Here is an 11,758-nt window from a genome sequence, read left to right as displayed (position 1 = left end):
GTATCGTCGTGATTCATGGCCGCCACGTTCACTTTAGATTCGCTGAACTCCCTTTCCGAGACCGCCTTTGTCGGCGCTGTCGGAGACATTTTCGAGCATGCCCCCTGGGTCGCCGAAGGCGCGGCCGGGCGGCGTCCCTTCCCGACCGTCACCGCCCTGCATGACGCCATGGTCGCGGTGGTGCGGGAGAGCCCGGCTGAGCGCCAGCTCGCTTTCATCCGGGCGCATCCGGAGCTCGGCTCCAAGGTGAAGCGGCTCGATTGGACCACTGAATCGCAGTCCGAACAGGGCAGCCTCGGGCTCGACCGCCTGAGCGACGCCGAATTCACGAAATTCTCAGACTTGAACAAGGCCTATCGCGAGAAGTTCGGCTTCCCCTTCATCATCTGCGTGCGGCGGCACACGCGCGATTCGATCCTGCGGCAATTCGAGCGGCGGCTCGCGAACGATGCCGATGCAGAACGCAAAGCCGCGCTCGACGAAATCGCGCTGATCACGCGGCTGCGGCTTGTCGACAAGGTCGATGGCCCCGGCAAGCCGAAAACGACTGGTCGCATCTCGACCCATGTGCTCGATAATGTCAGCGGCCAGCCAGCACAGGGCGTGACGATCTCGCTTTATGAAGTGGGCGCGAGCGCCCGCAGCTTGTTAGCGAAGGCCGTCACCAATTCCGACGGCCGCACCGATCAGCCCTTCGTTGCCGGTGAGCCGTTGCGGATCGGCACCTACGAATTGCAGTTCGAGGTCGCGGCTTATTTCGCGGCGAACAAGACGGTGCAGGCCGACCCGGCCTTTCTTGGGATCGTGCCGATCCGTTTCTCCGTCGCCGAGGCGGAAGGGCATTATCACGTGCCGCTGCTGGTCACGCCCTGGAGCTATTCAACCTATCGCGGGAGCTGATCGTGATCGCAAAAAGCCCCGCCGGAGCGTTGAGCCGGGCGAGGCTTCTTGCACCTCGAACTAGCCTCCGGCGGTCAAACGAGGCGGCGTGCGATGCAGCATCCAAACCTCGATGGCTGCAATCACCGCGACCAACAGGCCGATCACGACATGAACGCCCATGGCCCATGTGTTCGACCCGGTAAAGCCGAGAGCCCAAGGGGCTACGAACACCCAAACACCGACAATGAGATTGAGCCATTCCTCCCACTCGGCGAACGCGGCAAGCGCCGCCAGTGAAAGCGCGACGATGATGATCCCGCAAATGACGGCGTTCTGGGTTTCCGCCCCGGCCGCAAACCCGAGCAGCCACGGCGAAATCAGCAGAAACGCCCCCAGCAGGAGATTCAAAACGTCGCAAATCCGTTCATTCTTCCATTCCATTGCGACCTCCATCATCGACCGATGGCCGTCGCGAAGGCCCTGGAGGCCATCGGCACACTCAATTTAGATAAACAGCAGCCGAACCGATTTCCAATCATGCCCTGTGTCATTCCGACGCAATCGAGCCTGCCCCTCAATCCCGCTCTGCCCCTCACAACGTGGATGAGTAGTACAACCATGACGACCAGCGCCCAGCTCTTGTCTTTTCTTCTACGACGCGTCACCGCAGTGACTGCGGTGGCCGCCGCCATTGTGCTTGCCTCACTGGGTCCTGTCTTTGCGCAGCATCTGAATGCGCCCGCCGATCCCGCCTGGTCGGTGCCGGAAATCGGCGCCCTGCCCGATACCCCGCAGAACCGCCTGATCCGCCACGGCCGCGATCTCATTACCGCGACTTATGCCCATATCGGCCCCGATGTCGCGGATGAGGCCAAGCGCTATGCCGGCAACAATCTCGCCTGCACCAATTGCCATCTGAATGCCGGGACGAAGAAATTCGGTATTCCGCTCTGGGGATTGTGGGATGAGTTTCCGCAATATTCCAAACGTTCTGGCACCGATATTTCGATCGAGGATCGCATCAATTCCTGCATGTCTAGGAGCATGAACGGCAAGCCGTTGCCGGTCGATTCACCGGAAATGCAGGCCTTTGCCGCCTACATCAAATTCCTCTCCACGGACGTCCAACCCGGCGAAAAGCTATCCGGCCTCGGCGCCGGAAAGATGCCCGAACTGAAACGCGCGGCCGATCCGGTGCGTGGACGCGCGATCTATGCCCGTGCCTGTGCCAAGTGCCACATGCCGGATGGACAAGGACTGCTGCGCAATCGCCGGGTGCCCTCCATGGGTTACCTCGCGCCGCCGCTTTGGGGCCCGGACAGTTTCAACGATGGCGCGGGCATGGGGCGGCTCACCAATGCGGCGAACTTCATTCATTTCAACATGCCGAACGGCACGAGTTATGACGAGCCGCGCCTATCGCAACGAGACGCATGGGATGTCGCCGCCTATGTGATTTCGCGGCCGCGCCCCAAAATGGCGGATCTGAACAAGGACTTTCCCGATCTCTTGCTAAAACCAATCGATACGCCGTATGGCCCTTATGCCGACGGCTTCAGCCAGAGGCAGCATCAATTCGGACCGTTCGGTCCGATCAAGGCGGCGATTGCTCGCCTGAAAGCCAAAAAGCTCGAGTCCGAAAAGAAGAACTGAGGAAATGCATGATCGATCTGTACACCTGGACCACGCCAAATGGCCGCAAGGCCTCCATTGCGCTTGAAGAACTGGGTCTTCCTTACAGGGCGCACCCCATCGATATTTCAAAGGATGAACAATTCGCGCCCGCCTTTTTGAAAATCTCCCCGAACAATCGCATCCCCGCGATCATCGACAACGACACCGGCCTGTCGCTGTTCGAATCCGGCGCGATTCTGATCTATCTCGCTGACAAGACCGGCAAGTTGATGCCGAGGGATGGCGAGAAGCGCTATCGCGTCATGGAATGGCTGATGTGGCAGATGGGCGGTGTCGGCCCGATGCTCGGTCAGGTGCACCACTTCGTGAAATACAACAAGGGCAAAGCACCCTACGCCGAGGAGCGCTACTCGAAAGAGGCGCAACGGCTTTACGGCGTGCTCGACCGCCGTCTCGAAGGCCGGGAGTTTTTGGCCGACGAATACTCAATCGCCGACATCGCGACCTGGCCCTGGATCTCGCGCTTTGAATGGCAGGAAATCGATCTGTCCAAATTTCCGAACGTGAAGCGCTGGTATACGACGATCGCCAGTCGTCCGGCGGTTCAGCGCGGCTACAAGCAACCCAAGGACGTCGGCGACATTCCAATGCCGTGAGATCAAGAGCGGCTGGCTGAAAAGAAGGCCTGCACCATCGCCGATCTGTCATGCGCCGCGGTCATCCTTAAGGAACCGCGGCGCGAATGATTCAAATGCTGGTCATTTGGAACCAGGCAGGGTCGAATGCCTCCCGCCGTGGTTAACCAAAAGCTGCGCAACACTGCAGGATACGGAACAAACAAAAAGCAATTGTTCATTCAGAACATCGAAACCACAGCGCTTTTATCGTTTCCCACATCCCGATCCATTATCGAGAAGCCAAGAAAACATCGAGAAGCCAAGAAAAATAGCGGGAGCAGGCACGCCTTGCTGTCCTTCCTCCATCGAATCTCATTTCGCGGACTGATCGGCATCACCTTGGGGCTGATCGGCCTCGCCGTACTTGCGGTCGGCGCAACCATAATGGCGTTGCGTGAGGATGCATTACGGGACGCCACGAACGATACAGCCAACATCGCGACGGTCCTCGCCGAACAGACCGAGCGTTCCGTCCAGGCGATCGATATCATTACATCCGATATCGTCGACCGCTTCGGCAATCTCGGCGGCGGCATGGCACCAGATTCCTTTCTGGCCTTGTTGCGCAGCCGCATTACTCATGACCAGTTGGTCGAGCGCCTCGGCCATCTTCCTCAGACGGACTTCGTCGCCCTGATCGACCGGGACGGGCATATCGCCAATTCATCGCGAACATGGCCGATGCCTTACAACGATGTGTCGCGGCGCGATTATTACATTCACGCGAGGGACAACACGGGCCGACAGCTCTTCATCAGCGATCTGGTGCGCAACCGGATTACCAACGAACGCAACATCTTTTTCTCCAAGCGGATCAGCGGCCCGAACGGAGAATTTTTGGGCCTCGTTCTGACCGGCATCAAGCTTTCCTATTTCCAGCACGTCTACAATTCCATTACATCGCTCCGCAATCAGTCCTTCGTATTCTCGCGCACGGACGGCACCGTTCTAGTCCGCCATCCAGACGACGAGGAATTTGCCCGACAGAAGATTCCGGAAGAATCCGAATGGTATGCGCTTGTGGCGCAGGGCGGCGGCAGCTTCCGCTCTCCCGGTCTTTTTAGCGACGAACCTCTTCTCGTCGCGGTGCGCCCACTGCAAGGCTATCACCTGGTGGTGAATGTCAGCGTTTCCGAACGGGCAATCCTGGCGAGCTGGCGGCATCGCGCCATTTTGATCGCAATCGGCACCGGTCTCGCGCTGTTGTGCTCACTATTGCTGCTCTACGCACTCAACCACCAATTCGCGCAACTGGCAGCGTCTCGGTCGTCCTTGCTGGAACGCGAAGCGCGTCTTGCCGAAAAGTCGCATGAGCTGGAACAGGCCAATACGCGTATCGACACCGCGATCGATAACATGCTTCAGGGCTTGGTCATGTTCGATGCAGATGGCAAGCTCGTCGTTTGCAACAAGCGCTTTATCGAACTCTATAACCTTCCCGCGGGCGCCATGAGGCCTGGCTTGACGCTGCGGCAGGTCATGGAGTTGCGAAAGAAAACGGGATCGATGCCGGCCGACATCGATACCCATGTCGCTCTGGTGCGAAAAAGCATGGAGGCGGGCCAGACGCGCACGCAGATCGTTGATTTTCCCGACGGCCGAACATTCTGCATCACCAACAGGCCGAGCGGCGATGGCGGCTGGGTGGCGACCCACGAGGATATCACCGAGCGGCGAACAGCCGAGAGGGAATTGGTCCGCGCCCGCAACATGCTGGGCGCTGTCGTCGAAAACATCCCGGAGATGCTGATCGTCAAGGACGCGAAGAGCGGCCGCTACATCTTCCTCAATCGCGCCGGCGAGTCGTTTCTTGGCGCCCCCAAGGATGAAGTCATCGGCAAAACAACAGCAGAGCTTCATCCGCCTGAGCGCGCCAACATCATCATTGCCCGTGATCGTGCGGCCCTGCAATCAGGTCATCTCACTGTCGACACCCTGTCATTCCAGACGGCAACCGACCAGTTTCGCGAGGTCATATCAAAACGAGTGGCGATCCGAGGTCGCGACGGCGAACCGGAATATCTGTTGAACGTCGTCGAAGACGTCACGGAGCGGCGGCGCAATGAATCGCGGATTGAGCATCTCGCTCATCACGATTCCCTCACCGACTTGCCGAACCGCGCGGCACTGAAGTTGCATCTGACCAAGACGCTCGAAGGCGCTTTGGAAACAGGCGACAAGTTTGCGGTGCTCTGTGTCGATCTCGACCGGTTCAAGGAGGTCAACGATCTCTACGGTCATGCCGCCGGCGACAGCGTATTGCTTGAAATCACGCGGTTGATGAAGAAAGCCTGTGGCGGCGCGTTCCTCGCCCGTCTTGGCGGTGACGAGTTCATGGCGATCTGTGTCGATGGCGTCATGCCGGCCGCGGCGACGGCGCTCGCGCAATCTCTCATTGCCGCCGTGTCCGGCGATATCGACTGCGAAGGACGCAAGGTCAATATCGGCATGAGCGTTGGCATCGCCATGTTTCCGTCAGACGGAACCGACAGCGTGACGCTCATTCGCAACGCCGATGCCGCGCTTTACCGCGCCAAAGCGGAAGGCCGCGGCGAGATCCGCTTCTTCGAAGCCGAGATGGACCGTATGCTGCATGATCGCCGCGCATTGCAGGCCGATCTTGCTCTCTCGGTATCGCGCAACGAATTGCAGCTCTTCTATCAGCCGCAATCGCGGATCTCCGGCGAGATTATCGGCTTCGAAGCGCTGCTGCGGTGGGACCATCTGCGCCGTGGTTTCGTGCCACCGAATACGTTCATTCCGCTGGCGGAAGAAACCGGCCTTATCAACGAGATCGGCGAATGGGTGTTGCGAGAGGCCTGCCGCGAGGCTGCATCCTGGCGCAAGCCGTTACAGATCGCGATCAATCTTTCGCCGCTCCAGTTGCGGCAAGGCGATTTCGTGTCGCTCGTGCACTCGGTGCTGCTTGAAAACAACTTGGCACCGGACCGGTTGGTGCTCGAGATCACCGAAGGCGCCTTGATGGATGATTACTCTCGCGCCGTTTCCATTCTGCGCCGGGTCAAGGCGCTCGGCGTCCGCATTGCCATGGATGATTTCGGCACCGGTTACTCGTCGCTGTCCTATCTGCAATCGTTCCCGTTCGACAAAATCAAAATCGACCAGACCTTCATCTCCAACCTCGACCGTAACGCCCAAAGCGCCGCGATCGTCCGCGCGGTTCTCGCGTTGGGACACAATCTCGACCTGATCACCGTCGCAGAGGGGGTCGAAACCCCTGAGCAGTTAACCATATTGCGAAATGACGGGTGCAACGAGATCCAAGGCTATCTGATCGGACGCCCGCAGCCGATCGAGGAATATGCTGCAATTGTGGGCCGTTCTACTGGGAAAAACGCCCGTATCGTCGTCGCCGGATGAAATGCGGCCAAACCGGAACTTGGGATTGGTTCCACCCTCCCCGATAATACCTTCCGGCGGTCCCATGTTTTTCATAAAGTTGTCCGGTTTCGCCAGCATCAGCCCAAACATCGCCGAGGGGGAGATCCTCGCAAAATCACTCTGACAACCGCCGGCTGGCCCCCGCCCGCCTGCGCGGTGGGAGATGTTGTCGGCATGAGACTGGCAGTTTCAACAATTGGTGTTTTGCTTATTGCCTCGTCCACGCAATTCGGTTCCGAGGCTGTCAAAGTAGAACGTCGGGATTCCAACCCGTCCAAGATTCACTTCACGAGTCTCGCGGAAGATCGGGCTGCAAAGACCTTAGGCATCAAACTCGACCCTGTCCCTGAGGCCGAGATCGAGAAACAACTCGCAGATCTGCGCGAGCCCGAGGGTCCGCCACCTCCGCCTGGAGACGTTCCGATTGAAGCCGTGTGCGACACACTCGCCGCGGCAGCGCAAGCCAACGGTTTGCCGACCGGCTTCTTTGCGCGCCTGATCTGGCAGGAAAGCAAGTTCAAGCAGCGTGTGGTGAGCCCCGCAGGCGCACAAGGTGTTGCCCAGTTCATGCCCGCCGTTGCTGCGGAGCGTGGTCTGAACAATCCGTTCGATCCGCTTGCGGCGCTGCCGGAATCAGCGGCGTTTCTCAAGGAGCATGTTGAGTATTTCGGAAACCTCGGTCTTGCCGCCGCCGCCTATAATGGCGGGGCGCGCCGCGTCACCGAATGGCTTGCCCGTCGCGGCAGACTGCCGGATGAAACACGCAATTACGTGAAGAGCATCACCGGCCACGATCCGGAAAAGTGGGTCGACAACAAGGAAGTAGCGCTCGCCGTCAATCTGCCGCGCAACGCCCCTTGCGATGGTGTTGCCGATCTCTCGCGCGAGGCAAGTGTCACGACAGTTGCAGCGCAACTCGAGCCACCGGTTGCAAAACTGGTCGAGAACGCACGCATTGCTGCCGCCAAGGCTGCGGAGGAAGCGAAACAACGGCTCGCTGCGGCCCTAGCCGCCAAAAGGTCGAAGCGCGGGAAATTGCTGGCCAAGGGCAAGGGCGGCAAAACGAAAGTTGTCGTCGTCCGTGACAAGTCCGGCAAGACGGCAAAACTCTCCAAGATCACCGACCGCGTCACTGGCAAGTCCGGCAAGCGCGGCTACAGGCTTGCGGAAACCAGCGCCAGAAAACGCTGATCCCGCAAGACCAGTTTTAAGGCAAGCGCTCCCCAAAGAAACGTATCGATGGGGAGCGCTTTGCCGTTTCTGGCGGTTGCATAATCCTGTCCGGCCCGTAGAAACAGGGCAACAGGATTATGCCATGACCTTCGACACCATCATCCGCGGCGGCACCATTGCGACGGCCTCCGATACATTTGCCTGCGATATCGGAATCAGGAACGGCCGCATCGCCGCTTTGGGCGACAATCTCGGCACGGCCGGCGAGATCGTCGATGCATCCGGCAAGCTAGTCCTGCCGGGCGGCATCGACAGCCACGTGCATATTTCGCAGCCTTCCGGCCCCGACATCGTCATGGCCGACGATTTCGCCTCGGCGACACGCTCCGCGGCCTTCGGCGGCAACACGATGGTGCTGCCCTTTGCCATGCAGCAGAAGGGACAGTCGCTGCGTGAGGTTGTCGCCGACTATCACAGGAAGGCCGATGGCCAGTGCTATATCGACGTCTCGTTCCATCTGATCATCGCCGATGCGACCGACGCCGTGCTCGGCCAAGAGTTGCCGGCGCTCGTGCACGATGGCTACACCTCGTTCAAGGTGTTCATGACCTATGAGGGCCTCGCCCTCTCCGACATCGAGATGCTGAATGTCATGTCGGTCGCGCGCGAAACCGGCGCGCTGGTCATGATCCATGCCGAGAATTACGACGCGATCCGCTTCCTGACCGACCGGCTGGAGCGCGCCGGCAAGACCGAGCCGCATCATCACGCGACGTCGCGGCCGATCCCGGTCGAGCGCGAAGCCACGCATCGCGCCATCTCGCTCGCCGAACTCGTCGATGTGCCGATCATGATCGTGCATGTCTCAAATGGCGAAGCGATGGAGGAAATTCGCAGAGCACAACAGCGCGGCCTGAAAGTCTATGGCGAGACCTGCCCGCAATATCTGGTGCTGACCGAGAAGGACCTCGAAGGCCTCAATATGGAAGGCACGAAATACGTCTGCTCGCCGCCGCCACGCGACAAGGCGAGCCAGCAGGCCTGCTGGCAAGGCATGCAGCAAGGCGTCTTCTCGCTGTTCTCGTCGGACCATTGCCCGTTCCGCTACGACGATCCGAAAGGCAAGCTCACGCCAAAGGGACGCACGTCATTCCGCTGGGTGCCGAACGGCATTCCCGGTGTGGAAACGCGGCTGCCGATCTTGTTCTCGGAGGGCGTCGGCAAGGGCCGCATTTCGCTGAACGAATTTGTGGCGCTCACCTCCACCAACCATGCGAAGACCTACGGCCTTTATCCGAAGAAGGGCACCATTGCCGTCGGTGCCGATGCCGATCTCGCGATCTGGGATCCCAACCGCGAAGTCACCATCTCGCAGTCGCGGATGCATGGCGGTTCGGATTACACGCCCTATGAAGGCATCGCGGTGCAAGGCTGGCCGGTCTCGACCATGGTGCGCGGTAAGTTCGTGGTGCGCGACGGTGAGCTGGCTGGCACGCTGGGTGCAGGGGAATATGTGCCGCGGGCGAAGTCGGACTATGCCAAGCCCGGCGGGGCATAATCTTTGATACGAGCCACGTCTTTATTCGACCTCATCCTTCGAGACGCCCGCTTCGCGGGCTCGTCAGGATGAGGGCGGAACTAGATCAGGAAGTTAAATGACCACCCTCTTCGCCGACCTCAATCCGCCGCCGCGCATTCTCATGGGCCCCGGCCCGGTCGGCGTCGATCCGCGCGTCTTGCGGGCGATGGCAATGCCGATGCTCGGACAATTCGATCCGGCCTTCACCGCCTATATGAACGAGACGATGGAGCTGTTGCGGCAGCTTTATCGGACGAAAAACAAATGGTCGTTCCTGGTCGACGGCACCGCGCGCGCGGGCGTGGAAGCGATCCTTGTTTCGATCGTATCCCCCGGCGACAAGGTTCTGGTGCCGGTGTTCGGCCGCTTCGGCCATCTGCTGGCGGAAATCTGCAGGCGCTGCGGTGGCGATGTCGTCACCATCGATCGCGAATGGGGCACGGTGTTCACGCCGGAAGAGATCGAAGCCGCGATCAAACAGCACCACCCGCGTATCCTTGCGGTCGTGCATGGCGACACGTCGACCACGCAGGCACAGCCGCTGGACGAAATCGGCGCGCTCTGCCGCAAGCATGATGTCCTGCTTTATACCGATGCCACAGCGTCTCTCGGCGGCATGAATGTCGCTATCGATGACTGGAAGGTGGACGCGGCATCGTCCGGCTTGCAGAAATGTTTGTCCGGTCCGCCCGGCTCATCGCCGATCACCATCAACGATCGCATCGTCGAGGTGGTGAAGCGCCGCCGCCATGTCGAGGAAGGCATCAGGCCGCCGGACTTTATCGAAGGCGATGGCCCAATCATCTCGTCGAACTATTTCGATCTCGGCATGCTGATGGATTACTGGGGCGAAAGCCGCCTCAACCATCACACGGAAGCGACGTCAATGCTGTATGCGGCCCGCGAAGCGGTGCGCATTGTCCTGGCTGAAGGGCTTGATGCGTGTTTCGCGCGGCATCGTCTCGCCAGCGATGCGCTCACCACCGGCCTCACCGAAATGGGGTTGATGCTGTTCGGCGACCAGCGCCACAAAATGCCGAATGTGACCGGCGTCTATATCCCCGACGGCGTCAATGGCGATGCCGTGCGCGGCATGATGCTGAACGATTTCGGCATCGAGATCGGCACGTCCTTTGGGCCGCTGCATGGTAAAATATGGCGCATTGGCACCATGGGTTACGTGTGCCGGAAGGAAAATGTGCTGATCGGCCTTGCCGCACTCGAAACCTGCCTGCGTCAAGCCGGATTCCGCGCAAAACCCGGCGTCGATGCCGCATTGTCGGTCTATCGCGGCGCCGGACAATAATCCTTTAGACGCCACCATAAAAAACGGTCCTGCCGCGATGCGAACAGGACCGTGAAGGGAACTTGACGAACGGGGCCGATCCAAGATTCCGGTTCGGCGCGCGGTCTGTTTAGAGCGGCGACGTAACAGCAGCATGACGTTACCGGCCCTGTGGATAACTTGCCCGCCTCCAGCCGCTTTTGAACCGAAAATTCCTTGAAACCGCCCCTCTCCGGTCACCTCCCGGAGTGTCAATTCCCGTCGGCCAACAACCGGGAGGGACGCGGGATGGTTTGGCTCAACAGGATATTTGGGGACACTTCGCCGTTGTTCATTGCATCATTCTTCCGCAGGAATATCGCCCGCATCGTTGCCGTCTTCGCCGTCCTCTTTGCCGCCTTGCCCGGGACGCCTGGAAGCAACGCTCCGACGCAGCCCAGTCCGGACAATCTCATTGTGAATGCGCCGAGCGCCGCCGAAACTTTCGCGCGCTGGCTGCAGCCGAGCGCCGCCGCTGCGGCAACACGGAAACGCCAACGGACGAAAAGCACACGGGTGCAAGAAACGAAGACAGAGGACGCAAGCGAAACATCGCCTGAACAATCGTCACAGGTGCTGGCGCCGCTCACGCCCTTCATCCAGATCTGGCCCCAGGCCCATACGGCCAGGAGCGAAGTCCCCGAAGCGATGACGCAATTGCCATCGCATGATTTCATGCGCGTCGCCGGGAAAGCCGATCGTCTGCTCCCGACTTCAGGTCGTGAAGAAGAGATCGTTGAGGCCGACGAGCTGAGTGAGCTCGATCGCGCTGCCGCACCGCTGCAGCCGGCCGAAGGACAAGCGCGCGCGCAAGCGGTCGCCTTCGCAGGCACGGATGGGCGTGCCACGCGGCGAGACAACGGCGACAGCACCACGCCAGCCAACCGCTTTGCCGCTTTTGCGGACAGCGTCAAAGCACTCCCGCAGGCGCCATGGTTCGATTCGATCCTGTTCGTCATCGGCGGTGCGGTCGCCGCCTTTGCCGCCGCACGGGTCTTCATGCGGGCGTGATAAGTTTGTCTCCGTTCGTTCCCGCGAAAGCGGGGACCCAGTCTTTTCTGGATTCCCGCTTGCGCGGGAATGAAC

The 11,758-nt window shown here is 60.0% G+C and carries 9 protein-coding genes; 8 read left to right on the top strand and 1 reads right to left on the bottom strand.

Annotated elements, in window-relative coordinates:
• The first annotated feature begins 15 nt into the window (after window positions 1–15).
• Window positions 16–900, top strand: coding sequence for a 2-oxo-4-hydroxy-4-carboxy-5-ureidoimidazoline decarboxylase (gene uraD, locus CAK95_RS18615; RefSeq protein ID WP_086089270.1), 885 nt, complete (start codon window positions 16–18; stop codon window positions 898–900).
• 60 nt (window positions 901–960) lie between these two features.
• Here the strand turns inward: uraD and CAK95_RS18610 are convergent, their stop codons facing one another.
• Window positions 961–1,323 (bottom strand): SPW repeat protein, encoded by a 363-nt coding sequence (locus tag CAK95_RS18610; RefSeq protein WP_086089269.1) that lies wholly within the window; start codon window positions 1,321–1,323, stop codon window positions 961–963.
• 177 nt (window positions 1,324–1,500) lie between these two features.
• On the opposite strand from CAK95_RS18610, the gene CAK95_RS18605 reads away from it, so the two are divergent.
• The 7 genes from CAK95_RS18605 (at window position 1,501) to CAK95_RS18575 (ending at window position 11,683) form a co-directional block, all read left to right on the top strand.
• The gene (locus CAK95_RS18605; RefSeq protein WP_086089268.1) at window positions 1,501–2,535 is read left to right on the top strand and encodes a c-type cytochrome; all 1,035 of its coding nucleotides are present in this window, start codon (window positions 1,501–1,503) and stop codon (window positions 2,533–2,535) included.
• A gap of 8 nt (window positions 2,536–2,543) precedes the next feature.
• Window positions 2,544–3,173 carry a glutathione S-transferase family protein gene (locus tag CAK95_RS18600; RefSeq protein WP_086089267.1) on the top strand — a complete coding sequence of 210 codons (630 nt, stop codon included), beginning with the start codon at window positions 2,544–2,546 and terminating at the stop codon, window positions 3,171–3,173.
• 309 nt (window positions 3,174–3,482) lie between these two features.
• Entirely contained in the window at window positions 3,483–6,575 is a 3,093-nt protein-coding gene (locus CAK95_RS18595; protein WP_183044152.1) for a bifunctional diguanylate cyclase/phosphodiesterase, read from the top strand.
• Window positions 6,576–7,028: 453 nt separating this feature from the next.
• Window positions 7,029–7,787: a lytic transglycosylase domain-containing protein gene (locus CAK95_RS18590; protein WP_245303452.1), complete on the top strand. Its 759-nt coding sequence runs from the start codon at window positions 7,029–7,031 to the stop codon at window positions 7,785–7,787.
• A gap of 124 nt (window positions 7,788–7,911) precedes the next feature.
• Entirely contained in the window at window positions 7,912–9,327 is a 1,416-nt protein-coding gene (gene hydA / locus CAK95_RS18585) for a dihydropyrimidinase (RefSeq protein ID WP_086089264.1), read from the top strand.
• A 97-nt stretch (window positions 9,328–9,424) separates the two neighbouring features.
• Window positions 9,425–10,654, top strand: a complete 1,230-nt coding sequence (locus CAK95_RS18580) for a pyridoxal-phosphate-dependent aminotransferase family protein (protein ID WP_086089263.1) — start codon at window positions 9,425–9,427, stop codon at window positions 10,652–10,654.
• Between the two features lie 306 nt (window positions 10,655–10,960).
• A complete protein-coding gene (locus CAK95_RS18575; protein ID WP_147413444.1) occupies window positions 10,961–11,683 on the top strand; it encodes a hypothetical protein in 723 nt (240 codons plus the stop codon).
• Window positions 11,684–11,758 lie beyond the last annotated feature (75 nt).

The organism is Pseudorhodoplanes sinuspersici (assembly GCF_002119765.1).
GTDB classification, from domain to species: Bacteria; Pseudomonadota; Alphaproteobacteria; order Rhizobiales; family Xanthobacteraceae; genus Pseudorhodoplanes; species Pseudorhodoplanes sinuspersici.
The sequence above is the reverse complement of the archived record's forward strand: the minus strand, read 5'-3'. Positions and strand labels throughout refer to the sequence as shown.

Coding starts and splice junctions, on each gene's coding strand:
- CAK95_RS18605 (WP_086089268.1), top strand. CDS start 1,501: ATGACGACCAGCGCCCAGCTCTTGTCTTTTCTTCTACGACGCGTCACC.
- hydA (WP_086089264.1), top strand. CDS start 7,912: ATGACCTTCGACACCATCATCCGCGGCGGCACCATTGCGACGGCCTCC.
- uraD (WP_086089270.1), top strand. CDS start 16: ATGGCCGCCACGTTCACTTTAGATTCGCTGAACTCCCTTTCCGAGACC.
- CAK95_RS18610 (WP_086089269.1), bottom strand. CDS start 1,323: ATGGAATGGAAGAATGAACGGATTTGCGACGTTTTGAATCTCCTGCTG.
- CAK95_RS18600 (WP_086089267.1), top strand. CDS start 2,544: ATGATCGATCTGTACACCTGGACCACGCCAAATGGCCGCAAGGCCTCC.
- CAK95_RS18580 (WP_086089263.1), top strand. CDS start 9,425: ATGACCACCCTCTTCGCCGACCTCAATCCGCCGCCGCGCATTCTCATG.